This window comes from Rhizobium sp. USDA 4016 (assembly GCF_056279705.1).
The window spans coordinates 4,227,306-4,250,196 of the sequence record NZ_JBWCCY010000004.1; the positions used below are offsets into that span (position 1 = coordinate 4,227,306).

General features: G+C 60.3%; 20 protein-coding genes, 1 tRNA gene and 1 pseudogene. 16 read left to right on the forward strand and 6 right to left on the reverse strand.

Features of this window, described 5'->3' with window-relative positions:
• Positions 1-45 precede the first annotated feature (45 nt).
• Both ACZ9DP_RS36620 and ACZ9DP_RS36625 read right to left on the reverse strand, forming a co-directional pair.
• A complete protein-coding gene (locus ACZ9DP_RS36620) occupies positions 46-282 on the reverse strand; it encodes an Lrp/AsnC ligand binding domain-containing protein (RefSeq protein WP_016556708.1) in 237 nt (78 codons plus the stop codon).
• Positions 283-354: 72 nt separating this feature from the next.
• Positions 355-1,248, reverse strand: a complete 894-nt coding sequence (locus ACZ9DP_RS36625) for a LysR family transcriptional regulator (RefSeq protein ID WP_476205308.1) — start codon at positions 1,246-1,248, stop codon at positions 355-357.
• 292 nt (positions 1,249-1,540) lie between these two features.
• On the opposite strand from ACZ9DP_RS36625, the pseudogene ACZ9DP_RS36630 reads away from it, so the two are divergent.
• The 4 genes and pseudogenes from ACZ9DP_RS36630 to ACZ9DP_RS36645 all read left to right on the forward strand — a co-directional run bounded on the left by ACZ9DP_RS36630 (position 1,541) and on the right by ACZ9DP_RS36645 (position 6,633).
• Positions 1,541-2,826: pseudogene (locus ACZ9DP_RS36630) on the forward strand (NAD(P)/FAD-dependent oxidoreductase).
• Between the two features lie 40 nt (positions 2,827-2,866).
• Positions 2,867-4,405, forward strand: a complete 1,539-nt coding sequence (gene amaB, locus ACZ9DP_RS36635) for an L-piperidine-6-carboxylate dehydrogenase (protein ID WP_476205309.1) — start codon at positions 2,867-2,869, stop codon at positions 4,403-4,405.
• 81 nt (positions 4,406-4,486) lie between these two features.
• Positions 4,487-5,476 carry an Ldh family oxidoreductase gene (locus tag ACZ9DP_RS36640; RefSeq protein ID WP_476205311.1) on the forward strand — a complete coding sequence of 330 codons (990 nt, stop codon included), beginning with the start codon at positions 4,487-4,489 and terminating at the stop codon, positions 5,474-5,476.
• 140 nt (positions 5,477-5,616) lie between these two features.
• On the forward strand, positions 5,617-6,633 hold the full coding sequence (locus tag ACZ9DP_RS36645) for an iron ABC transporter substrate-binding protein (protein WP_194728424.1): 1,017 nt from the start codon (positions 5,617-5,619) through the stop codon (positions 6,631-6,633).
• A 57-nt stretch (positions 6,634-6,690) separates the two neighbouring features.
• Here ACZ9DP_RS36645 and ACZ9DP_RS36650 read toward each other — a convergent pair whose 3' ends face one another.
• Entirely contained in the window at positions 6,691-6,858 is a 168-nt protein-coding gene (locus tag ACZ9DP_RS36650; RefSeq protein ID WP_237361744.1) for a hypothetical protein, read from the reverse strand.
• Between ACZ9DP_RS36650 and ACZ9DP_RS36655 the strand changes: the two genes are divergently transcribed.
• Positions 6,857-8,371: an ABC transporter permease gene (locus ACZ9DP_RS36655; protein WP_476205314.1), complete on the forward strand. Its 1,515-nt coding sequence runs from the start codon at positions 6,857-6,859 to the stop codon at positions 8,369-8,371. The genes ACZ9DP_RS36650 and ACZ9DP_RS36655 overlap by 2 nt on opposite strands.
• Positions 8,368-9,408, forward strand: coding sequence for an ABC transporter ATP-binding protein (locus ACZ9DP_RS36660; RefSeq protein WP_074069985.1), 1,041 nt, complete (start codon positions 8,368-8,370; stop codon positions 9,406-9,408). Before ACZ9DP_RS36655 ends, ACZ9DP_RS36660 begins: the two co-directional genes overlap by 4 nt.
• Here the strand turns inward: ACZ9DP_RS36660 and ACZ9DP_RS36665 are convergent.
• Positions 9,405-10,736, reverse strand: a complete 1,332-nt coding sequence (locus ACZ9DP_RS36665) for a glucoamylase family protein (RefSeq protein ID WP_476205316.1) — start codon at positions 10,734-10,736, stop codon at positions 9,405-9,407. The two genes, ACZ9DP_RS36660 and ACZ9DP_RS36665, sit on opposite strands and share 4 nt — an antisense overlap.
• 519 nt (positions 10,737-11,255) lie before the next feature.
• Here ACZ9DP_RS36665 and ACZ9DP_RS36670 point away from each other — a divergent pair.
• Positions 11,256-11,837 (forward strand): dioxygenase family protein, encoded by a 582-nt coding sequence (locus tag ACZ9DP_RS36670; protein ID WP_476205318.1) that lies wholly within the window; start codon positions 11,256-11,258, stop codon positions 11,835-11,837.
• Positions 11,838-12,019: 182 nt separating this feature from the next.
• Here ACZ9DP_RS36670 and ACZ9DP_RS36675 read toward each other — a convergent pair.
• Positions 12,020-12,094: transfer RNA gene (locus ACZ9DP_RS36675), tRNA-Gly, on the reverse strand.
• A gap of 253 nt (positions 12,095-12,347) precedes the next feature.
• On the opposite strand from ACZ9DP_RS36675, the gene ACZ9DP_RS36680 reads away from it, so the two are divergent.
• From ACZ9DP_RS36680 to ACZ9DP_RS36695, 4 genes are all read left to right on the forward strand, one after another.
• Positions 12,348-12,857, forward strand: a complete 510-nt coding sequence (locus ACZ9DP_RS36680; protein WP_074069982.1) for a prolyl-tRNA synthetase associated domain-containing protein — start codon at positions 12,348-12,350, stop codon at positions 12,855-12,857.
• Between the two features lie 54 nt (positions 12,858-12,911).
• Positions 12,912-13,883, forward strand: coding sequence for a thioredoxin (gene trxA / locus ACZ9DP_RS36685; RefSeq protein WP_476205321.1), 972 nt, complete (start codon positions 12,912-12,914; stop codon positions 13,881-13,883).
• 104 nt (positions 13,884-13,987) lie between these two features.
• Positions 13,988-14,671: an LON peptidase substrate-binding domain-containing protein gene (locus tag ACZ9DP_RS36690; protein ID WP_074069980.1), complete on the forward strand. Its 684-nt coding sequence runs from the start codon at positions 13,988-13,990 to the stop codon at positions 14,669-14,671.
• 10 nt (positions 14,672-14,681) lie between these two features.
• A complete protein-coding gene (locus tag ACZ9DP_RS36695; RefSeq protein WP_074069979.1) occupies positions 14,682-14,870 on the forward strand; it encodes a Trm112 family protein in 189 nt (62 codons plus the stop codon).
• Here ACZ9DP_RS36695 and ACZ9DP_RS36700 read toward each other — a convergent pair.
• Positions 14,867-16,081: a ubiquinone biosynthesis hydroxylase gene (locus tag ACZ9DP_RS36700; RefSeq protein WP_194728420.1), complete on the reverse strand. Its 1,215-nt coding sequence runs from the start codon at positions 16,079-16,081 to the stop codon at positions 14,867-14,869. The two genes, ACZ9DP_RS36695 and ACZ9DP_RS36700, sit on opposite strands and share 4 nt — an antisense overlap.
• 84 nt (positions 16,082-16,165) lie before the next feature.
• On the opposite strand from ACZ9DP_RS36700, the gene tesB reads away from it, so the two are divergent.
• The 5 genes from tesB to ACZ9DP_RS36725 all read left to right on the forward strand — a co-directional run bounded on the left by tesB (position 16,166) and on the right by ACZ9DP_RS36725 (position 22,784).
• Positions 16,166-17,050 (forward strand): acyl-CoA thioesterase II, encoded by an 885-nt coding sequence (gene tesB / locus ACZ9DP_RS36705; RefSeq protein WP_074069977.1) that lies wholly within the window; start codon positions 16,166-16,168, stop codon positions 17,048-17,050.
• Positions 17,051-17,273: 223 nt separating this feature from the next.
• On the forward strand, positions 17,274-17,612 hold the full coding sequence (locus ACZ9DP_RS36710; RefSeq protein WP_027511789.1) for a P-II family nitrogen regulator: 339 nt from the start codon (positions 17,274-17,276) through the stop codon (positions 17,610-17,612).
• A gap of 28 nt (positions 17,613-17,640) precedes the next feature.
• On the forward strand, positions 17,641-19,077 hold the full coding sequence (locus ACZ9DP_RS36715) for an ammonium transporter (protein WP_074069976.1): 1,437 nt from the start codon (positions 17,641-17,643) through the stop codon (positions 19,075-19,077).
• A 235-nt stretch (positions 19,078-19,312) separates the two neighbouring features.
• Positions 19,313-21,979: an FtsK/SpoIIIE family DNA translocase gene (locus ACZ9DP_RS36720; RefSeq protein ID WP_476205324.1), complete on the forward strand. Its 2,667-nt coding sequence runs from the start codon at positions 19,313-19,315 to the stop codon at positions 21,977-21,979.
• A gap of 136 nt (positions 21,980-22,115) precedes the next feature.
• Positions 22,116-22,784: an outer membrane lipoprotein carrier protein LolA gene (locus tag ACZ9DP_RS36725; RefSeq protein WP_194728417.1), complete on the forward strand. Its 669-nt coding sequence runs from the start codon at positions 22,116-22,118 to the stop codon at positions 22,782-22,784.
• The last annotated feature ends 107 nt before the right edge of the window (positions 22,785-22,891 follow it).

The following is a 22,891-nucleotide window of genomic DNA, read 5'->3' on the forward strand; positions in this document are numbered from 1 at the left end:
GAGACCGGCGGATCGATTGTTGCGGAAGAAGGTTAATCGTATCTGTCAGAAGGCCTTGAAGGTCAGCGTCGTCAGCGAGCGAACAATGCCGGGGATATTGGCGATGTTGTCGTTGATGAACTTGCCGATGTCCTGACCCTCCTCGATATAGACCTTGAGAAGCAGGTCGTAATCGCCGCTCGTCGAATAAAGCTCCGAAACGCGTTCGGTCTGGTAGATCGCGTCGGCGACCTCGTAGGTCTTGCCGGGCGCGCATTGGAGCTGGACGAAAATGGGTTTCATGGGAGTTTCCTGCGAAATATTCTGATTGGGCGCATAATGCTCGAAAGCGCTCTTGCGATGCAAGCCGTTCCGTCATCCCGCTTTGGCTTCTGCGGTGATCCAGTCACGAAAGGCTGAAAGCGGCGCATAGTCGGCCCGCTCGGGAGGACAGGCGAGATAATAGCTTTCGCTGCTTTCCACTTCCCGGCCGATCGCCGCGACAAGATCACCGCGCTTCAGCTCGTCCTGAATGAGAAATGTCGGCAGCAGCGCGACGCCGAGGCCGGTGATCGCTGCCTGTGCCGCCGTCGCAAACTGGTCGAACAGCATGCCGTGTACGTTTTGGAAGGCGACGCCGTTATCGGCAAACCACCGCTCCCAGGCGTCAGGGCGGGTCGTCAGATGCAATAGGGGAACATCCAGCAGGTCTTCAGCTTTGGTGATGCCGTGCTGCCTCAGGAAGGCGGGGCTGCAGGCAGCAACCGTCTTTTCGGACATCAGGAAGGTCAATTCCGCTCCCGGCCAATGCGGATGGCCGAAGTGAATAGCGGCGTCGATCGAATCGAGCCGGAAATCGAAGGAGGAGAGCCGGGTGACGAGATTGATCGTAACGCCCGGATTCTGGTCCAGGAACCGGCCGAGGCGTGGTGCCAGCCAGCGGGTGCCGAAGGTCGGCAGGATGGCGAGGTTCAGCGTTCCGCCATGCGGATTAGCGCGCAGGTTCAGCGATGCGCTGGAAATTCGGCGAAGTGCTTCGCGGATCTCGCGGGCGTAGCTGTCGCCCGCAAGCGTGAGGCGCACCGTCTGGCGTTCGCGAAGAAAAAGTTCAGCGTCAAGCTGTACTTCCAGCGCCTTGATCTGGCGGCTGACGGCGCTCTGGGTGAGGTCGAGTTCGCGTGCTGCCGCTGTCACGCTGCCGGTTCGGGCGACGGCCTCGAAGGCGGCGAGCAATGAAATCGACGGCAGAAAACGTCGCGAAGGCAGCATGGTTCATTCCAATTGAGAATGATGTATTTCCAAAACGTCGATATTCATGGCGCTGGAGCCTTTGTAAAGACGTCTATCCTCCAAAATCGGAATGACCCGGAGTTCTTTGATGCCGAGCACCGTCGAGGACGAGCTGAAGCTCTTTGCCGAGCGCCAGTCGGCTTCGCCCGACGCCGTGATGAAGACGCTGGGGATCGTCGGCCTGGAGTTGAAAACCGTTGACTGAGGCTGCTTCCGCAATGCCGTGGACGGCGCTAGAGTGCTGCCGCGTTTGCTTGGAATGGACTGACTGATGCTGAATGATCCCCGCTCCCACGGACTCTGGGAAAAGACCGCGCCGCTGCCGCCGGCGACATCGGCGCTTCAGGGCGCCCTGTCGGCCGATGTGGTGATTGTCGGCGGCGGCTACACCGGACTGTCGTCCGGTCTTCATCTTGCCGAAGCCGGTTTCGAAGGTCGTGCTGTTGGAGGCCAAGGAGATCGGTTTCGGTGGGGCTGGCCGCAATGTCGGACTGATCAATGCCGGCATGTGGGTGATGCCGGACGATCTGCCTGGCGCTCTCGGGCAGACCTACGGCGATCGCCTGCTCGGTATGCTCGGCGAGGCGCCTCGCCTTGTCATGGAGTTGATCGAAAAGCACGACATCGCCTGCGAGCTTGAAAAGAACGGTACGCTGCATTGCGCCGTCGGCGCGGATGGGTTGAAGGAAATCGAGACGCGTGCTGCGCAGTGGTCCGCGCGCGGGTCGCCAGTGACGCTGCTTGATGCCGCCGAGACCGCACGTCGCGTTGGCACCAGCGCCTATGCCGGTTCGCTGCTCGATATGCGTGCGGGAACACTGCAGCCGCTCGCCTATGCTCGAGGTTTGGCGCATGCGGCTATCAAGGCGGGCGTTTCGATCCATACATCGAGCCCTGTTATCGCAACCGAACGAGACGGCAGCCGATGCACGGTGAAGACTGAGAGCGGCCGGGTGACCGCTGACTGGATTATCGTCGCGACGGATGCCTATAGCACCGGGCCATGGGAACAGGTCCGCTGCGAGCAGGTGCATCTTCCCTATTTCAATTTCGCGACGACGCCGCTCAGCGATAATCTGCGCAAATCGATTCTGCCCGGTCGCGAAGGCTGTTGGGATACGAAGGAGATCCTCTCCTCATTCCGGATGGATCGTGCCGGGCGCCTCGTTTTCGGCAGTGTCGGAGCGTTGCGCAACACCGGCGCTGCAGTTCACAAAAGCTGGGCGAAACGCTCGCTGAAGAGGCTCTTTCCGCAGATCGGCGACGTAGAATTCGAATACGAATGGTACGGCAAGATCGGCATGACCGACAATGCGCTACCACGCTTTCACAAGTTCGCGCCGAATGCCGTTGGCTTCTCCGGCTATAATGGCCGGGGCATTGCGCCTGGCACGGTATTCGGCCGTACGCTGGCACACCATATATTGGGGCCGGATCGCGGAGGCGGACCTGCCCTTGCCGGTTACGGACCTGCGGGAGCCCGGTTTCCGCACGCTCAAGGAAATGTGGTACGAAGCCGGCGCCCAGGTCGCTCACTTCGCCGACGCGCGCTTTTGAGTAAAAGCTCGCAATCAAGAACAAGAAGGTTGGAAACACGATGACCATCGCTACGCTCGATCTCGCAGCCGAGACGAAGAAACTGCTTTCCGAACTCGGCGTCGATGCGGCCCGCTATACCGGCGGCTCGCTGCGTGTCGCCTCGCCGATCACCGGCAAGGAAATCGGCCTACTCAAGGAACATTCCGTCGCGGATGCCAAAAAGGCGATCGACGAAGCGCACAAGGCATTTGCCGAATGGCGCGCAGTCCCTGCGCCGAAGCGCGGCGAACTCGTCCGTTTGCTTGGCGAAGAGCTTCGCGCGGCGAAGCCGGCGCTCGGCCGCCTCGTTTCGATCGAAGTCGGCAAGATCACGTCTGAAGGTCTCGGCGAAGTCCAGGAAATGATCGACATCTGCGATTTCGCAGTCGGCCTTTCGCGCCAGCTCTACGGCCTAACGATTGCAACCGAGCGCTCCGAGCACCGCATGATGGAAAGCTGGCATCCGCTCGGCGTGGTCGGCATCATTTCGGCCTTCAACTTCCCGGTCGCGGTCTGGTCGTGGAATGCGGCGCTGGCGCTCGTCTGCGGCAATTCCACAGTCTGGAAGCCGTCGGAAAAGACGCCGCTGACGGCACTTGCCGTACAGGCGCTGTTCGAAAAGGCGCTGAAGCGCTTCGTCGCCGAAGGCGGGCAGGCTCCGGCGAACCTTTCGACGCTGCTGATTGGCGGCCGCGATGTCGGTGAAGTCCTCGTCGATCACCCGAAGGTGCCGCTGGTTTCCGCCACCGGCTCCACGGCTATGGGCCGCGCCGTCGGCCCGCGGCTGTCGCAGCGCTTTGCCCGTGCGATCCTTGAACTCGGCGGCAACAATGCCGCCATCGTCTGCCCGACAGCCGATCTCGATCTCACTCTGCGCGGCGTTGCCTTTTCGTCGATGGGAACTGCCGGCCAGCGCTGCACGACGCTTCGCCGTCTCTTCGTGCACGAGAGCATCTACGACAAACTCGTGCCTCGCCTGCAGAAAGCCTATGGATCGGTCACGATCGGCAATCCGTTGGAAAACGGGACGCTTGTCGGTCCGCTGATCGACAAATCGGCCTTCGAGAAGATGCAGTCGGCTCTATCCGAGGCAAAGTCGGCTGGCGGCAAGGTCACGGGTGGCGAGCGCGTCGAAAACGGCGCTGCCGAAGCCTTCTATGTGCGCCCGGCGCTTGTCGAGATGCCGTCTCAGACTGGTCCTGTCGAACACGAGACCTTCGCACCGATCCTCTATGTCATGAAGTACACGGATTTCGACGAGGTGCTGAAACTGCACAATGCCGTGCCGCAGGGCCTATCTTCCTCGATCTTCACCAATGACATGCGTGAAGCCGAAACCTTTGTTTCCGCCCGTGGCTCCGATTGCGGCATCGCCAACGTCAATCTCGGCCCGTCGGGTGCCGAAATCGGCGGTGCTTTCGGTGGCGAAAAGGAAACCGGGGGCGGCCGCGAATCCGGCTCGGATGCCTGGAAGGCCTACATGCGCCGCACGACGAACACGATCAATTACGGCAAGACGCTGCCGCTCGCTCAGGGTGTCAAGTTCGACGTCGAGTGATCGAGAGAGCCGCATTGAATCCGAAGGGACGATGACGTAACACCGTCATCGTCCCTTCGTTTTTGCCCAAGGTTTTTCTCCATGCATCTGACACTTGCCGCAGCCCAAGCGCTGGTTATCGACGCGTTGAAGCGCAGCGGAGTGGAGGAGGGAAATGCGCGCTCCGTCGCGCGTGCGCTGGTCGCCGCAGAAGCCGCAGGACAGGGTGGCCACGGGCTGCGCCGCGTCGTTGCCTATGCGGCCCAGGCAAAGTCCGGAAAGGTCGACGGAATAGCCAAGCCGATCGTCTTCCGGCCTTTTCCATCCATCATCCAGATCGACGCCTGCCACGGCTATGCTTATCCGGCTTTCGATCTCGCCGTGCCGTTGCTGTCGGAGATGGCGCGCAAACAGGGCATTGCGCTTGCCGCTATCCGCCGTTCGCATCATGCGGGTGTGCTCGCGCTGACCGTCGAACGTTTTGCCGAAGCCGGTCTCGTGGCGCTGATGGTTGCGAATGCCACAGCTTCCATGGCTGCCTGGGGCGGACGCAAGCCCGTCTTCGGCACCAATCCCATTGCTTTTGCAGCGCCCGTTCCCGCAGATGATCCGATCGTCATCGACCTTGCGTTGTCGCGCGTTGCGCGTGGCAAGATCATGGCCGCCCGGCAAAAGGGCGCGTCGATCCCGGCCGATTGGGCCTTTGATCGTGACGGCCAGCCGACAACCGATGCGGTTGCCGCCCTGGAGGGCACCATGGTGCCATCCGGCGAGGCCAAGGGTGCTGCGCTTGCCATGATGGTCGAGATTCTCGCAGCACCGCTCGCGGGTGCCAATTTTTCCTTCGAATCCACTTCCTTGTTCGATGACCAAGGAGCAGCGCCTGGCCTTGGGCAGATGCTGATCGTTATCAATCCCGAAGCCAGCGGTGGAAGCTTCGCGGCATCGCGTCTGGGCGAACTTGCCGCTGAAATTTCTTCCGATCCCGGTGTCCGCCTGCCCGGTCGCCGCGGCCAGAATGCGCGAAAATACGCGCTGGAGCATGGCATCGAAATCGAAGATGACGTGATCGACGCCATCCTGGCTATATAGAATTATTCTAAAGTTGATGGGTGGGTTCAAGTATTTGTGAAGACCGGCGGCAAGGCGAAACTTGAAAAACTAAATCAAGAAAAATATACGGGGCGCGCATCACCCGGGGAGTTTGGGTGACACCCGCCATGGAGGGCATCATGAAAATTTCTCTTACGCGCTTTTCCGCGCTTGCTTTGGCCACCTCGCTTCTTGCTGCGACGTCTCTGGCATCCAGCGCAAATGCGCAGGAATCCGAAGGTATCGTTGTCTATAACGCTCAGCACGAAAGCCTCGGCCGCGAATGGATCGATGCCTTCACCAAGGAGACCGGCATCAAGGTCACTATGCGCCAAGGCAGCGACATGCAGTTCGCCAACCAGATCATCCAGGAAGGCGACGCTTCCCCGGCCGACGTGTTCTTGACCGAGAACTCTCCGGCGATGGCGCTCGTCGATGGCGCGGGCCTGTTTGCCCCGGTCGACAAAGAAACGCTTGATCTGGTCCCGGCGCAGTACCGTCCGGCCGATGGCATGTGGACCGGCATCGCCGCCCGCTCGACGGTGTTTGTGTATGATAAGACGAAGCTCACCGAAGACAAGCTGCCGAAGTCGATGCTCGATCTCGCCGATCCGGCCTGGAAGGGCCGTTGGGGCGCGTCGCCTGCCGGTGCCGATTTCCAAGCGATCGTCGGTGCACTGCTGCAGCTGAAGGGCGAAGCAGCAACGGCTCAATGGTTGAAGGCGATGAAGGAAAACGCAACGCCTTACAAGGGCAACAGTGTTGCCATGAAGGCCGTCAATGCCGGCGAAGTTGAAGGCGCGGTCATCTATCATTACTATTGGTTCGGCGATCAGGCGAAGACTGGCGAAAACAGCAAGAATGTCGGCCTGCATTACTTCAAGAACCAGGATCCGGGCGCGTTCGTCAGCGTATCGGGCGGCGGCATCTTGAAGTCGACGCAGCATATGAAGGAAGCCCAGGCGTTCTTGAAGTTCGTCGCCGGCAAAGCCGGCCAGGACATCCTGAAAAACGGCACGTCCTATGAATACGCGGTCAGCGGCGATGCGAACGAAAAGCTCGTCCCGCTTGCCGATCTCAATGCGCCGAAGGTTGAGGCTTCCGAGCTTGACAGCAAGAAAGTCGTCGAGCTGATGACGGCCGCGGGCCTGATCTAAGCCTCTCTGCCGCAGGCCGGATCGAGTCAAAACTATTGCTTTTGGCTCAAGAAAACCTTAGGGCATGACCCAATCCGGCAACCGCTTCAGAAAGAGGCGGTTGCCTTCCTTTTTCAGCGTATCAAAGGCGTCGGCCTTGCTGCAAGACAACAGATCGCTTGTTTCCGAGCTCGCGCCCGGCAATGGAGCGCCAGTCAGCGGAACAGGTTTGCTGCGCGGGCGCATGCCGCACGCCTCCGTCGTCGTCTTTGCAACGCTCGTCGCACTTATAAGCCTCGTGCCGCTCGGCTTCATCGGTTGGATTACCATCAATGTCGGCTGGCAGACGGTCAAGGAGCTGGTCTTCCGGCCACGTGTCGGCGAGCTGCTCGTCAACACGATCCTCCTCGAGGCGCTCACCATTCCCCTGTCGATTGTTGTTGCCGTGACGCTCGCCTGGCTGACGGAGCGGACCAATGTTCCGTTTCCGCGGTTGTGGTCCTGGCTTGCCGTTGCGCCGCTTGCCGTTCCGGCCTTCGTCCACAGCTATGCCTGGGTGAGCCTCGTTCCCGGCATGCGCGGCCTGCAGAGCGGTGTCTTCGTTTCCGTGCTCGCCTATTATCCTTTTCTCTACCTGCCGGTCGCTGCTGCTCTTCGCCGCCTCGATCCGGCGATCGAGGATGCGGCGGCGTCGCTTGGCCTCGATCCCTGGCGTGTCTTCTTCCGTACGGTCCTGCCGCAGTTGCGGCTTGCGATCTGTGGAGGCTCGCTCTTGATCGGGCTGCATCTCCTGTCGGAATACGGGCTTTACGTGATGATCCGCTTCGACACCTTTTCGACCGCGATCGTCGATCAGTTCCAGTCGGCCTATAACAGCCCCGCAGCCAATATGCTCGGCGGTGTGCTCGTCGCCTGCTGCCTTTTCCTGCTTGGCCTCGAAATCCTTTTGCGCGGCAACGAGCGCTACGCCCGCGTCGGATCCGGTTCCGCACGTCCCGCCGATCGCCGCCGTCTCGGCTGGTTTGTCGTACCTGCCATTCTGCTGCCGGGCACGCTTGCGGTGCTGACGCTCGGCGTACCGCTCATGACGCTCGGCCGCTGGCTCTATCTCGGCGGCGGCGAGATCTGGCGGCTGGATGCGGTCGGAAATGCGTTCGTTCAAACGATCGTCCTTGCGGTTGCAGGCGGCGTGCTGACGACGATCGCGGCCGCGCCCATGGCCTGGCTGTCGGTCCGCGCCCCGGGGCGATTCCAGCGCTTGCTCGAAGCCTGCCATTATTATGTCGGCTCGCTTCCGGGCGTCGTCGTGGCGCTGGCATTGGTGACGATCACCGTGCGGCTGGCGCTGCCGCTCTACCAGACTTTTGCGACCCTCATCGTTGCCTATGTCCTGCTCTTCCTGCCGCGTGCGATGGTCGGCCTTCGTGCCAGCATCGCACAAGCACCTGTGGAGCTGGAACGGGCTGCCATGTGCCTGGGACGCACGCCATCGCAGGCCGTGCGCCAGATTACCATGCGCCTTGCTGCCCCGGGCTTTGCTGCAAGCATCGCGCTGTCGGCGCTTGGCATCACCAACGAGCTGACGGCAACGCTGATGTTGTCGCCGAACGGTGTTGAAACGCTGGCAACGAAATTCTGGTCGCTGACCAGCGAAATCGACTATGCGTCGGCCGCTCCCTATGCGGTGATGATGATAGTGCTGTCGCTGCCGCTGACCCTTCTTCTCTATGCCCAATCGAAACGGACCGCCGGCCAATGACCTTGCTTACGATCCAGTCTGTCAGCAAGCGCTATGGCCCAGTGACAGCGCTGGACAAGGTGACGCTGGACGTTGCCGCCGGCAGCCGCACCGCCGTCGTCGGCCCCTCAGGTTCCGGCAAAACGACTTTGCTGCGCATCGTCGCCGGCTTCGAGCGGCCCGATGAAGGGCAGGTCGTCCTGAACGGCGAAGTGCTCGCGGATGGCTCGGCAGCCGTTCCCGCGCACAAGCGCGGCATCGGCATCGTCTCGCAGGACGGTGCGCTCTTCCCGCATCTGAGCGTTGCCGACAATATCGGCTTCGGTTTCGAGCGGGGCGGTCCCGATCGCGAAAAGCGGATCGTCGAACTACTGGATATGGTCGAGCTCGACCGCAACATGCTGACGCGCCGTCCCCACCAGCTTTCCGGCGGCCAGCAGCAGCGCGTGGCACTGGCGAGAGCCCTCGGCCGCAAGCCGCGCCTCATGCTGCTCGACGAGCCCTTCTCGGCGCTCGATACCGGCCTTCGCGAACACATGCGCAAGGCTGTCGCACGCGTGCTGCAGATGGCGGATATCACGACTATTCTCGTAACCCATGATCAGGCAGAGGCTCTCTCCTTTGCCGACCAGGTCGCGGTGCTCAGGGAAGGCAAGCTGATCCAAGCGGGTTCACCGCAATCGCTCTACCTGCAGCCGAAGGACCGCGAGACCGCACTCTTCCTGGGTGATGCGGTGATGCTTCCGGCGATTATCCGCAATGGCTTTGCCGATTGCGCGCTCGGCCGTGTTGCAGTGGAAGGCAGCCATCAAGGCAAGGCCGAGATCATGCTGCGGCCGGAGCAGATTCGCGTCGTTGCCGATGAAGGCGAGCCCGCCTATGGTGGTCGTGTCGTCGAGGTCGAGTTCGGCGGCGCAACCTGCACCGTGGCAGTGTCGCTGGAAGGCGTGGCGCTACCGCCGATCTTCATCAAGACATCCAGCGTGGCCTTGCCCGCACGCGGCGATCGTGTTCGCCTTGACATCGCCGGCAAGGCGCATGTCTTCGGCCGCCGTTAAGCCGACTTTCGCGAAACCCTTTCCGTTTCCGCCTGCTCCAGCCAGCCGCCCGTAAAGCCGGCGCGTTCAAGGCCGAGACGGATGACCGGCGACTGCCGCATCAGGTTCCAGATGAACTCCGACCGGTCGTTTTCGATCGTCATCACCAGCAGCCCTTGGTCGATCGCGACGCATCGATCGTCCACCCAACCTTCAGGCCGGGCAGTCTTCACCGTCGGGTTGAAGCCGCCTGGAAAGCGGCCTTCGCAGAGCAGATCAGGATAGGCGGCGAGCAGCGCCTTTAGGCCATCAAGCGACGCCTGCCGGTCAAAGGGCAATGCCGCAACCGCCGCCCAGGGTGCAATTGTCCCGTCATCCGGGCCAAGCGGTGCACCGCGGGCGGCGTAACCAAGCACCTTCGGGCGCCGGCCGCCACGCATGTTGCGCGTTGGCGGCGGGCCGTCGGAGGCGGAAAGTCCCCAGACATCCCTATTGTAGCCAACGAAGTGTCCGGGGTTGCGCTCGGCATAATCGCGCTGCACGGCGATCGAAACCTGTGTGTTGCGGAAATAGTCCCAGTCGTGGGCGGCCATCTCTTTGTCCTTAATCCCGCGGAAGTCGATCCAGGCATGCGGGAAAAGGTGAATGAAGAACGGTCCAGCATAGAGATAGGGCTGCTTGCCGAAGAGCATCCAGGAATAGCTTGAGACGAAGGCATCGTAGCTCGATGGCAAGATCGGATGGGTCGGCGAAGCAAGTGCCAGCATATAGAGCAGGATCGCTTCGTCATATCCCTGCCAGCGCCAGCGCAGAAAGCCACTGCCCGGCTTCCAGCCCATGCTGACGGTCTGCCCCTTGTTCAACGCCCAATGCCAGTCGATGCGCTCATAGATGAATTTCGCAAGCTCGCGGATTTCCGTCTCCACCGCATCGGTCCGATCGAAATAGGCCGCAGCCGTCAGCATGCCGGCGACGAGCAAGGTCGTGTCGATTGTCGAGAGCTCGCTGTTCCAGGCCCGGTGGCCGGTATCCATATGCAGGAAGTGGTAATAGAAGCCGCGATAGCCGGTCGCGTGGCGTTCGCGTCCCTGATGGCTCCTGGCAAAGAAACGCAGCGTCGTGACTGACCTGCCTGCCGCTTCTTTGCGCGTCATCCATCCGCGTTCGGCGGCGACCGCATAGCTGGAGAGCGCAAAGCCGACGGCAGCGATGCTGCAAGGAACCCCGGGCACTGACGTATCCGCGACCAGGCCGTTTTCGGGATTGGAATATTTCAGAAAATAGTCGAATGCGGATTCCTGCAGCCTGTCGATCAGGGCGGCATCCGTGTCGTCAATTCGTTGCAGCATACATCAAACCAACCGTTGCCCGCCCTCGCTCAACATGGCGATGCGTTGCGCGCAAATCAAATTCTTTTCAGATAGTGCGGCAAATGGCTGCGATCGGCCGTTTTGGCGCTGACGTGGCGACATGGCTTTAGAACACTACATCGTCTTACCGATGATTATTATAAATATTTGATATTTCTATGAAAACTGGAGAGCTCGAAGGAATTTGAACCCTCGACCCCAACCGGCAAGCATAAAATTACGACGTCGTAGGATCGTGCCCGTACTGCAAAATTCACTCCAGTTCTAGAAGGAGCGGTTTTTGCGCGGAGCACTCGATGAGTGTGACGCGAAGTGCATACGTGGAAATAGATTGCACTTGGCCGAAATCCGGTGACTGTTACCCGAGGCAACAGCAAGGCATTCGGGCCATGCGCGCCGCTACAACTATTGAGTACCCAAATTCCTAGCGACCCGCCCCACTTCTGCCCAATGGAGCCGCAAGGATCTTGGTTTCCATGTTAGGGGAGATACAACGCCATGCCGACCCGGCGACATTTCCTTATGGGCTTCGTTGCCACGCCGATTGTGCTCCCGAGACTCGGCCATGCAGCCGGCGCTCCTGCGCAGCTGTCGCTTACACCAACTTGCGATGATGACGACGATCTGACGCCAGCGCAGACCGAGGGCCCGTATTTCACCCCGGAGAGCCCTGAAAAACAGGACTTCGCGAGCGATGCACCGGGCGGTGAAAGGATGACGCTTGCCGGTTACGTGCTGACCGAGAACTGCCAGCCCGTGGCAAAAGCGTTGATCGAGTTATGGCATGCCAATGAGATTGGCACCTATGACAACAGCGGATACAAACTCCGCGGACATCAATTCACCGATGCTGAAGGCAAATGGTGGTTTGAGACGATCGTGCCAGGGGTCTATCCTGGCCGCACCCGGCATTACCACCTGAAAGTCCAACGGCCCGGCGGAAAAGTGCTGACGACGCAGCTCTATTTTCCCGGTGAGCCGGACAATGAACGTGACCGGATATTCAACGCAGCCTTGTTGCTCGATGTCGGGGCGACGAGCGACGGAAAATTCGGCCGCTACGATTTCATAGTGGCCTAAACCGGGCGCCTTGCATAGCAAGCGATGAACCAAGGCCATTACGTTGCAAAATTCCACGGCATGAAAGTTTCGATTTCGCTGGCTGGCCACCCGCTGCGATACAACCCGTTCGGCACGAGGTTGTCACCTACGTGTTAGGTACGATCTGTTACCAATGTCTCCGGGTCGGACAATTTGGAAACTGGAGCGGGCGAAGGGATTTGAACCCTCGACCCCAACCTTGGCAAGGTTGTGCTCTACCCCTGAGCTACACCCGCTCAATCCGCATCGGTCCGGGGTAGTTGGTGGACCGTGGGCTGCCACCTTGCGGCGACGGGCGCTATATGGCCCAATCGATTTTTAAATGCAACAGGGAAATCACGCAAAGGCCAAGAAAAATTCCACGATTTCAGAGGCGCTTTCGCAAACTGCCGCAAATTCAGGGATAAGCGTCGATCCCGAACATTGCAAAACACGTCCCTCCGACTTAATCAGGGCACCTTATCTCTTTCTTTCCGCACGGATGCCGCGATGACTGAAGCCAAGCCGAAAAACAAGAACGAACTTTTCGCCTTCCTCGACGGGCTCGGCATCGCGCACAGCACGCATGAGCATGCTCCAGTCTTCACCGTGGCCGAATCGGTGTCGCTGCGCGATGCTATTCCCGGCGGGCATACAAAAAACCTTTTCGTGAAAGATAAGAAGGATCAGTTCTTCCTGCTGACGGTCGAGGAACATGCCGTTGTCGATCTCAAGACCGTGCATGGGCTGATCGGCGCCGCCAGCAAGGTTTCGTTCGGCAAGGCGGAAAAGCTGATGGAATATCTTGGCGTGATCCCCGGCGCGGTCACCGCCTTTGGCGCCATCAACGACATGGGCAACAATGTGACCTTCGTGCTCGATGCGGACTTGATGAAGGAGGAGGTCGTCAATTGCCATCCGTTGTCCAACGATGCGACGACGTCGATTGCAAGCGCAGATCTCATTCGCTTCATGGAAGCGACCGGCCATAAGCCGCTTGTCTTGAAAGTGACGGCCTGACATACGATTTTAGCGCTAGAAAAAGCCGGGCAACCGGCATGGCGGGAGATACCAATGAGCGGCAGCGACAATTCCTACAGCAATTCCTTCGGCAGTCAGATGTCGGCAACGGCGAATTTCGGTTCGGCGCCGCAGCCGGCGGCAGGCGGCGGACATATCAAGGATACGACAACCGCCACTTTCACGAAGGACGTCATCGAGGAATCGCGCAACCAGCCCGTGCTCGTTGATTTCTGGGCGCCTTGGTGCGGCCCGTGCAAACAATTGACGCCAGTGCTCGAGAAAGTGGTCAATGAAGCGCAGGGCCGCGTGAAGCTCGTGAAGATGAATATCGACGACCATCCGTCGATCGCAGGCCAGCTTGGCATCCAGTCGATCCCGGCCGTGATCGCTTTCGTCGGCGGCCGCCCGGCCGATGGCTTCATGGGTGCCGTGCCGGAAAGCCAGGTTCGCCAGTTCATCGACCGCATCGCCGGTCCTGCTGGTGCAGATCAGGCTGCGGAGATCGAAGCGGTGCTCGAGGAGGCTGCGGGGCTCCTGGCCGCGGGCGACGTTAATGGTGCCGCGCAACTCTATGGCGCGATCATGCAAGCCGATCCGGAAAATGCCAAGGCGCTTGCCGGGATGGCCGAAATCATGATTGCCGCCAACCAGCATCAGCGCGCTCGCGAAGCGCTGACCGATCTGCCGGAAGAGCTTGCCAAGGACGCCGGGATTCAGGCCGTCATCACGAAGCTCGATCAGATCGAAGAAGCCCGCAAGCTCGGTGATCCAATCGCCCTGGAACAGGACCTTGCGGTCGATCCGGATAACCACGATGCGCGCATGAAGCTTGCCAAGATCCTGAACGTCGAGGGAAAGCGCGACGAGGCGGCCGAGCATCTGCTCCATATCATGCGCAAGGACCGGACCTTCGATGACGACGGCGCACGCCGCCAACTCCTGCAGTTCTTCGAAGTCTGGGGCTTCAAGGATCCGGCAACGGTGTCCGCGCGGCGCAAGCTTTCGGCGATGCTCTTCTCGTAACTTTCAAAGCCTTGCCCTTGCGTTTTTGGGCAAGGGCACCACATTTCACAGGCAGGACAGGGAGCACCGTTTCGCTCCTGCCGCTTGGTGTGGGACAAGTTTTGATGCAAGTCGGGAATGCAAGATATTTAAAGCCCGGCGATCTGCCAGATTCGATCGCCGTCTTTCCTCTGACCGGCGCTCTTCTCCTGCCTACGGGACAGCTTCCGCTGAATATTTTCGAGCCGCGTTATCTCGCGATGTTTGACGCCGCGTTGGCTGGCAACCGGCTGATCGGCATGGTCCAGCCGGCGCTTGGCGACAATGATTCGACGGCGGGCGACAAAAGCGGCGAACCTCATCTTGCTCCCGTCGGCTGCATCGGGCGGATCACCTCTTTCGCCGAGACGGGCGACGGGCGCTATATCGTTTCGCTAACGGGCGTTTGCCGTTTCCGCCTGCTTGGCGAGAAAATGACGCATGAGCCGTTCAGAAGCTTCCGCATCGCTCCCTTCATTTCCGATCTTTCCGCACGCGATGAAGAAGATGCCGTCGATCGTGGCGCTTTGCTTTCCGCTTTCAGGGCCTACCTCGATGCGAACAAGCTGGAGGCCGACTGGGAAAGCGTCGAGCGCGCCAGCAATCTGACGCTCGTGAATTCGCTTGCGATGATGTCGCCCTTTGGCCCTGCAGAGAAACAGGCGCTGCTGGAGGCTCCCGATCTCAAAACCAGGGCGGAAACCCTGATCGCAATCACTGAAATCGTGCTCGCGCGGGTCTTCGGTGACTCCGATACGGTTTTGCAGTAAATCATCGGGTATGGACGAAAAACTCAGCCGTGTTGATCCGAAACTGCTTGAGCTCCTTGTTTGTCCGCTCACCAAGGGCACGCTCCGCTATGACCGCGAGCACAACGAACTCGTCTCGGAAAAGGCGCGCCTTGCCTATCCGATTCGTGACGGCATCCCGATCATGCTGGTGTCAGAGGCGCGGGGGCTGGACGATTAGATCGTCTCGCCTGCCAAAAGCCGCGGATTGTTCCTGGCCGCGGTCCCGGCCGCCTGCCCGATGAAGAAGGACTTGAGGCTCGGGATCCTGTCGACGATGCCCAGGCCGACGTCGCGGGCAATGCGCACCGGCATCACGTCATTGGAGAACAGCCGGTTCAGCACGTCGGTCGTCACCCCCATGCGGAAAGTATCGAAGCGGCGCCAAGTCTGGTAGCGCTCGAGAATATTGATCGAGCCGATATCGAGCCCGAGCCGGTCGGCCTCGACGATGGTTTCTGCCAATGCTGCCACGTCCTTGAAGCCGAGATTGAGGCCCTGGCCGGAAATCGGGTGAATGCCGTGGGCTGCATCGCCTGCAAGTGCAAAGCGCGGCGCCACGAAGGCCCGGGCGAGCGTCAGGCCGAGCGGGAAGGCGCGCCTTTCGCCAATCACCTTGAGCGCGCCGAGCTTGTGGCCGAAACGGCGCTCCAGTTCCTCTTCGAAAATCAGGTCGTCGCCGGCAACAAGCCGGTCGGCATCGTGGGCCTGCTCGGTCCAGACAAGGGAAGACCGGTTGTTGGTGAGCGGCAGGATCGCAAAGGGACCGGAGGGCAGGAAATGCTCCTCGGCGCAGCCATTGTGCGGCCGCTCGTGCTCGACGGTTACCACGATGCCTGACTGGCCGTAATCCCAGCTGACCGTCTTTATGCCTGCAAGATCGCGGAGCTTCGAGCGCACCCCATCGCAGGCGACGAGCAAGCGTGATTCCAGTGCGCTGCCATCGGACAACGTCACGGAGATCCGGTTTTCTTCCGTCTTCAGGCCGGTGGCGCTCAGTCCATGCCGGATTTCGATGCCGAGCCGGTCACAGACGCCGCGCAACGCGCCGACCAGGACGGCGTTCGGGATCATGTGCGCAAAAGGGCGGCCATCTTCCACTTCACCATCGAAGGTCAGGAAAACCGGGCGGACCGGGTCGGCTGTCCTCGAATCGGTCACGATCATCTTGGTGATCGGCTGGGCTTCAGGCTTGATTTCCTCCCAGATGCCGAAGACTTCCAGCATCTTCGTTGCCGCGGCGATGATTGCCGAGGCGCGCATATCCTTCTGCCAGGCATTCTCAGGCGCTGCTTCAACGACCGCAATATCGAGGTGGGGGGCAGCCTGCTTGACGGCGACCGCCGCGGAAAGGCCGACGTAACCTCCGCCAACAACCAGCATGTCCTGCATCGCCCGCTCTCCGCGCCTTGTGATTACAATGATGATCTATATAGATCATCGCATCCCCACTTCCTACCGTTGGGAGCTGAACAAATGATGGAAGACGCGGCCAAACCCACTGCCATGGAAACGCTGCTCGCGACGCTTGATCTCGAGCCGATCGAAGTCGATATCTTTCGCGGCCGCAGTCCGCAGGTCGGCTGGCAGCGCGTCTTTGGCGGACAGGTGATCGGTCAGGCATTGATGGCTGCCCAGCGGACGATTGAGACAGAGCGCTTCGTTCACTCGCTGCATGCTTATTTCATGCGGCCGGGCGATCCTTCCGTACCGATCGTCTATCAGGTGGAGCGCATCCGTGACGGATCGAGCTTCAACACGCGCCGGGTGGTGGCAATCCAGCACGGCAAGGCGATTTTTGCACTCTCGTGCTCCTTCCAGGTCGAGGAACCGGGCTTCGATCATCAGATCGTGATGCCCGATGTCCCCATGCCGGAAAGATTGCTCGGCGAACAGCAGATCAAGGAGCAGTATCTCGCGCATGCGCCGGCGGCTGTGCGCAAATACTGGGAGCGCGAACGGCCGATCGAAATCCGGCCGGTTTCGCTGACACACTATTTTTCCGACAAGAAGCTCGATCCCCGACAGGATGTCTGGGTGCGCGCGACAGGGCCGGTCCCGGATAACCGGCTCTATCAAGCTGCTGTGCTTGCCTATCTCTCCGACATGACGCTGCTCGATACCTCGCTCTACGCTCATGGGACGTCGATCTTCGACCAGAGCCTGCAGGTTGCGAGCCTTGACCATTCCATGTGGTTTCATCGGCCTGATAAACTTGAGGATTGGCTGCTTTACACACAAGATAGCCCATCGGCTTTTGGTGCCCGCGGTCTCACGCGCGGTAGCCTCTTTACCCGGTCGGGTGTTCTGATTGCGTCAGTCGCGCAGGAAGGTTTGATTCGGAAAAAGGCAAATGAATAAAAAATGTGCAAATTTACAAATTTGGGCATTATTTGGGCGGTTGTTGCCCTGACATTTGCCTCTTAAATAGCATCGCTCATTATACTCTTTACTTTTCAATAACTTATAATCTGCCTCGAAACTGGCACGCCCTTTGAATGTAGATCCCCAGTCGCTGTTCGTGAACGTCAGCGGCAAGGAGAGTCGGCTCCGCGCCGAGGATAACGAAGGATGGGAAAACCAGATGAAAATTGTGATGGCCATTATCAAGCCGTTCAAGCTCGATGAGGTCCGCGAAGCCCTCACGGCGATCGGCATCCAGGGCCTGACTGTGACCGAAGTGAAGGGCTACGGACGCCAGAAGGGACATACCGAAATCTATCGCGGTACGGAATATGCGGTCAGCTTCCTGCCGAAGCTCAAGATCGAAATCGCAGTCGCATCAGAAATCGTCGACAAGGCCGTCGAAGCCATCGCGTCGTCGGCCAAGACCGGCCAGATCGGCGACGGCAAGATTTTCGTCTACTCGATCGACCATGCCGTCCGTATCCGCACGGGCGAAACCGATACCGAAGCGCTGTAAGAACGGCTGAGCAAGGAGCTTTATTCCAATGTCAATTTCGAAGTTTTCTTCCACATTTGCGCGGCTCGGGGCTGCGTCTGCCGCGCTCTTGGCGCCGGTCGTCGCCTTTGCGCAGGAGACCGCGCCGGCTGCTGCCGATGCCGCGGCTGCAGCGGCTCCGGCCTTCACCATGGACAAGGGTGACAATACCTGGATGCTCGTCTCCTCGGCGCTCGTGCTGTTGATGACCATTCCCGGCCTGGCTCTCTTCTATGGCGGCCTCGTACGCGCCAAGAACATGCTCTCCGTGCTGATGCAGGTCTTCATGATCACCGCCGTTGTGTCGCTGATCTGGGTCACCTACGGCTACTCGCTCGCCTTCACCGACGGCGGTTCGCTGAACAGCTTCATCGGCGGTTTCTCCAAGGCCTTCCTTGCCGGCGTCAACACGTCGTCGCTCGCCGAGACCTTCTCGAAGGGCGTCGCAATTCCGGAATACACCTTCATCGTGTTCCAGATGACGTTTGCCTGCATTACGCCCGGCCTCATCGTCGGTGCGTTTGCCGAGCGCATCAAGTTCTCCGCCGTCATGCTGTTCGTTGTCCTGTGGGTCACCTTCATCTACTTCCCGATGGCGCACATGGTCTGGTTCTGGGGTGGTCCGAGCTCCTACAGCTCGCCGTCCGGCCTGATCTTCTCCTATGGTGCAATCGACTTCGCCGGCGGCACGGTCGTTCACATCAATGCCGGTATTGCCGGCCTTGTCGGCGCCATCATGCTTGGCAAGCGCACGGGTTATAAGAAGGAAATCATGGCTCCGCACTCGATGACGCTCACCATGGTCGGCGCATCGCTTCTGTGGGTCGGCTGGTTCGGCTTCAACGCCGGTTCCAACCTCGAGGCCAACTCCTATGCTTCGCTCGCGATGATCAACACCTTCGTCGCAGCGGCTGCTGCCGCTGTTTCCTGGTGCATCGTCGAAACCTTCGCCCGCGGCAAGGCTTCCATGCTGGGTGCCGCTTCGGGTGCTGTTGCCGGTCTCGTTGCCGTTACGCCGGCAGCAGGCTTTGCAGGTCCGATGGGCTCGATCGTTCTCGGCCTGATCGTTTCGCCGGCCTGCTATTTCTTCGTCGACGTCGTGAAGAACAAGTTCAACTACGACGACAGCCTTGACGTCTTCGGCGTACATTGCATTGGCGGCATCATCGGCGCCATCGGCACCGGCATTCTCGTCAACCCGGCGCTCGGCGGCGCAGGCATCGTCGACTACTCGACGCCGGACTTTGCTGCATCCTACGCCGGTACGGCAACTCAGGTCTGGGCTCAGCTAAAGGGCGTCCTGACGACCCTCGTCTGGTCGGGCGTCGGCTCTGCGATCCTCTACAAGATCGTCGACCTCATCGTCGGCCTGCGCGTAACCCCGGAGGCAGAACGCGAAGGTCTCGACCTGTCGACCCATGGCGAAGCCGCCTACCACTCTTCTTGATCGCAGGGACAGCGGCGCCCGACAAAGGGCGCCGCTGAACAGCCCGTCGCGGCCTATCTATAGGCTGCATCTTGGCCCGGACCTTAGGTTCGGGCCTTTTTATTTGCCGGTCCGGCTTGTCCAGTCTCTCATGGTTAACATCGCTTTAACCCTCCTTTGATTAGGTGGGGCGGACGCATATTGCGTGGCGACGCCCTCGGCGATTCGCGCGCTCAGCATTGGACGGGTTGGGTATATGGCAAGAAGCACGTCGCCGGTGATGGATAGCCGGCCGGACCGTTTCTCCCTCTCAGGGTTCGTGTTCCGGCAGGCGCAGGCTCTCCTGGGCTTTGCAATCTTCCTGCTATTGGCGCTCGCGGTCGCGGCGCTCGCGACATGGAACGTCACAGATCCGAGCTATTCCTACGCGACCGGCAATCCGCCGGCAAATGTCCTGGGATATGGCGGTGCCGCCTTTGCTGACATCGCGATGCAGTTCTTCGGCCTTGCAAGCGTCGTGGCGCTGTTGCCGGTCGTCGCCTGGGCCTTGGCATTGATTTCAGGCCGCCGCATTAGCCGCATTCCTCAACGGGCCGGCGCCTGGGCTCTCGGCTCGATCCTTTCGTCTGCCGTGATCGGCTGCTTCCCGCCGCCGCTGACATGGCCGATCCCGAACGGCATCGGCGGCGTCATCGGCGATATGATCCTTCGTTTTCCGGCTCTCTTCGTCGGCGCCTACCCGAGTGGCGCGTTCGCGACGGCTGTCGGCTGCGTGTTCGCGCTGCCCACCGCCTGGATGATGCTCTTTGCTGCCGGCATCGTCGGCCGCACGGAAGCTGAAGAGGATGAGGGCGATGCACTCATGGCTATACCTTCCAAGGCCCGCTCGGTTGGTGATGCCGACGAGGACGAGGACGACGAAGGCGGCGGCTGGCTTGCGTTCGGAGCGCTAACGCATGCCTGGTATATGAGCCAAGCGCGGATGCGCCGCATCCTCGGCATGGCGCCACGCAAGCGCCGCCAGAGCGATTTCGAATCGCCCTACGACTTCAACGATGATGAATTCGGTACCCTGAACGAGCCCGTCCGCGCCAAGGCGCCGGCAGGCCGCAGCGAGCGCCTGGAGCCGTCGATGGAACCGCGCGTCAGTTCGCCGCGCCGGGTCGTCTCTGCGCCCTCGATTTCGCTCGACGACGACGATGGCGAAGTGCCATTCGATGGCGACATGCCTCCGCGTCCGGCCGATATTCTGCCGGATGACGACGAAGATGACTGGATGATACGTGCGCCGGCAAAGGCCGCCGGCGGCAAGCCCGAGCCGCGCGTCGTGCCGCAGATCTCGCGTCCGAAGCCCGGTGCCCGCATCGAACGCGAATCGCAGGGTTCCTTCATTCGTCCGGAAGGTTTCCAGCTTCCCTCGATTCATCTGCTCGCCGAACCAAAGAATGTCATCCGTGACTCATCGCTTTCCGCCGATGCGCTGGAGCAGAATGCCCGCATGCTCGAAGGCGTCCTGGAAGACTTCGGTGTCAAGGGTGAAATCATCCATGTCCGCCCTGGCCCAGTCGTCACACTTTACGAGCTCGAGCCGGCCCCGGGCATCAAGTCCTCACGCGTTATCGGCCTTGCCGACGACATTGCCCGCTCCATGAGCGCGATCGCCGCCCGTGTCGCTGTGGTCCCTGGCCGCAACGCGATCGGCATCGAATTGCCAAACTCAACGCGTGAGACTGTTTACCTGCGCGAACTGATCGCATCGCGTGATTTCGAAGGTTCGAAGGCGAAGCTCGCCATGGCACTCGGCAAGACGATCGGCGGCGAGGCCGTCATCGCCGATCTCGCGAAGATGCCTCACCTGCTGGTTGCCGGTACGACAGGCTCCGGTAAGTCGGTTGCCATCAACACCATGATCCTCTCGCTGCTCTACCGTCTGACGCCGGAACAGTGCCGCTTGATCATGATCGACCCGAAGATGCTCGAACTCTCGGTCTATGATGGCATTCCGCATCTGCTGTCGCCGGTGGTCACCGATCCGAAGAAGGCTGTCGTCGCGCTCAAATGGACCGTCCGCGAGATGGAAGAGCGCTACAAGAAGATGTCGAAGATCGGCGTCCGCAACATCGATGGCTTCAATGCGCGCGTTGAGCAGGCGCTGGCCAAGGGTGAAGCCATCTCCCGAACCGTGCAGACAGGCTTTGACCGCCACACCGGCGAAGCGATGTACGAAACCGAGGAATTCGACCTGCAGCCGATGCCCTACATCGTCGTCATCATCGACGAAATGGCTGACCTCATGATGGTCGCCGGCAAGGATATCGAAGGCGCCGTCCAGCGTCTGGCGCAGATGGCGCGCGCCGCCGGTATTCACGTCATCATGGCGACCCAGCGTCCGTCCGTCGACGTCATTACCGGCACGATCAAGGCAAATTTCCCGACCCGCATCTCCTTCCAGGTCACGTCGAAGATCGACAGCCGCACGATCCTTGGCGAACAGGGCGCCGAGCAACTGCTCGGCATGGGCGATATGCTCTATATGGCTGGCGGCGGGCGCATTCAGCGCGTCCATGGTCCCTTCGTGGCTGATATGGAAGTCGAGGAGATCGTTTCCTATCTGAAGACCCAGGGCGCACCGCAATATCTCGATGCGATCACCGCTGATGACGACGAGGACGATGATTACGGCGGTCCGGCGGGGACGTCCAATCTGGCGGATTCCGACGATCCCTACGACCAGGCGGTCGCCATCGTGCTTCGCGACGGCAAGGCCTCGACGTCCTATATCCAGCGTCGTCTCGGCATCGGTTACAACCGCGCCGCATCATTGATCGAGCGCATGGAGCAGGAAGGCGTCATCGGACCTGCAAACCACGCAGGCAAGCGCGAAATCCTGGTTCCGACCGAAGGCGATATCCTCGATCGCTAGAGGCTGAAAAAACTGCCGGGGCAATGACTTCACGGAAACCTGATCGCCTCGGAAACGTTACCTTCTGCAGCGATGCTTCTGCGCCATGAAGACGCCGCCTTTCGGCAGCATGCAGGTCGCATCATAGGAGACCTAGATGACCAACTCCGATTTCCATTCCAGTGGCTTGCTGCTGAACCGCCGTCACCTTCTCGGCGCCATGGCTCTCGCGGCTGTTTCGGCTGCTGCGCCTTTCGACGCCTTCGCGCAGGCAGCGGCCGGCGGTTCTTCGACGGCACAGGCGATTGCCAACCATTTCTCCAACGTAGCCACCATGCAGGGCGAATTCGTGCAGTTCGGACCGCGCGGGGAGCAGACGGGCGGCAAATTCTTCATCGAGCGTCCCGGCAAGCTGCGCTTCAACTATAACGATCCGTCGCCGATCCGGGTGATCTCGGACGGTAGGAATGTTGCGGTCGGTAACCTGAAGCTGAAGACCTGGAGCCTTTATCCGCTTTCCAAGACGCCGCTCAGCCTGCTGCTTGCACGGAGGATCAACCTGTCGGACGGTTCGGTAAAGAGCGTAAAGGAAGAATCGGACCTGACGACGATCGCGCTTGGCAATAAGACGATCTTCGGCAATTCGACGATTACGATGATGTTCGATCCGAAGACCTACGATCTGCGTCAGTGGACGATCACCGATAATCAGGGCAAGGACACGTCCGTGATGGTGTTCAATGTCAGGACCGGCGTTCAGTTTGATCAGAAGGTCTTCAGAGTGCCGTACGAAAGCATTCCAGGTACTGCCGCTTCCCGTGACTGATGCCATATGACTTTCTGTGAAAAACGCCCGGTGAAAGCCGGGCGTTTTTGCTTGTGGACGTTCCATCCACAGCCCCTTTGCTCTAAGGCCTTTCCAGTCTCGTTGAA

Coding starts and splice junctions, on each gene's coding strand:
- ACZ9DP_RS36625 (WP_476205308.1), bottom strand. CDS start 1,248: ATGCTGCCTTCGCGACGTTTTCTGCCGTCGATTTCATTGCTCGCCGCC.
- ACZ9DP_RS36645 (WP_194728424.1), top strand. CDS start 5,617: ATGAAAATTTCTCTTACGCGCTTTTCCGCGCTTGCTTTGGCCACCTCG.
- ACZ9DP_RS36655 (WP_476205314.1), top strand. CDS start 6,857: ATGCCGCACGCCTCCGTCGTCGTCTTTGCAACGCTCGTCGCACTTATA.
- ACZ9DP_RS36690 (WP_074069980.1), top strand. CDS start 13,988: ATGCAAGTCGGGAATGCAAGATATTTAAAGCCCGGCGATCTGCCAGAT.
- ACZ9DP_RS36720 (WP_476205324.1), top strand. CDS start 19,313: ATGGCAAGAAGCACGTCGCCGGTGATGGATAGCCGGCCGGACCGTTTC.
- amaB (WP_476205309.1), top strand. CDS start 2,867: ATGACCATCGCTACGCTCGATCTCGCAGCCGAGACGAAGAAACTGCTT.
- ACZ9DP_RS36670 (WP_476205318.1), top strand. CDS start 11,256: ATGCCGACCCGGCGACATTTCCTTATGGGCTTCGTTGCCACGCCGATT.
- ACZ9DP_RS36640 (WP_476205311.1), top strand. CDS start 4,487: ATGCATCTGACACTTGCCGCAGCCCAAGCGCTGGTTATCGACGCGTTG.
- ACZ9DP_RS36680 (WP_074069982.1), top strand. CDS start 12,348: ATGACTGAAGCCAAGCCGAAAAACAAGAACGAACTTTTCGCCTTCCTC.
- tesB (WP_074069977.1), top strand. CDS start 16,166: ATGATGGAAGACGCGGCCAAACCCACTGCCATGGAAACGCTGCTCGCG.
- ACZ9DP_RS36725 (WP_194728417.1), top strand. CDS start 22,116: ATGACCAACTCCGATTTCCATTCCAGTGGCTTGCTGCTGAACCGCCGT.
- ACZ9DP_RS36715 (WP_074069976.1), top strand. CDS start 17,641: ATGTCAATTTCGAAGTTTTCTTCCACATTTGCGCGGCTCGGGGCTGCG.
- ACZ9DP_RS36620 (WP_016556708.1), bottom strand. CDS start 282: ATGAAACCCATTTTCGTCCAGCTCCAATGCGCGCCCGGCAAGACCTAC.
- trxA (WP_476205321.1), top strand. CDS start 12,912: ATGAGCGGCAGCGACAATTCCTACAGCAATTCCTTCGGCAGTCAGATG.
- ACZ9DP_RS36660 (WP_074069985.1), top strand. CDS start 8,368: ATGACCTTGCTTACGATCCAGTCTGTCAGCAAGCGCTATGGCCCAGTG.
- ACZ9DP_RS36700 (WP_194728420.1), bottom strand. CDS start 16,081: ATGCAGGACATGCTGGTTGTTGGCGGAGGTTACGTCGGCCTTTCCGCG.
- ACZ9DP_RS36710 (WP_027511789.1), top strand. CDS start 17,274: ATGAAAATTGTGATGGCCATTATCAAGCCGTTCAAGCTCGATGAGGTC.
- ACZ9DP_RS36665 (WP_476205316.1), bottom strand. CDS start 10,736: ATGCTGCAACGAATTGACGACACGGATGCCGCCCTGATCGACAGGCTG.
- ACZ9DP_RS36695 (WP_074069979.1), top strand. CDS start 14,682: ATGGACGAAAAACTCAGCCGTGTTGATCCGAAACTGCTTGAGCTCCTT.
- ACZ9DP_RS36650 (WP_237361744.1), bottom strand. CDS start 6,858: ATGCGCCCGCGCAGCAAACCTGTTCCGCTGACTGGCGCTCCATTGCCG.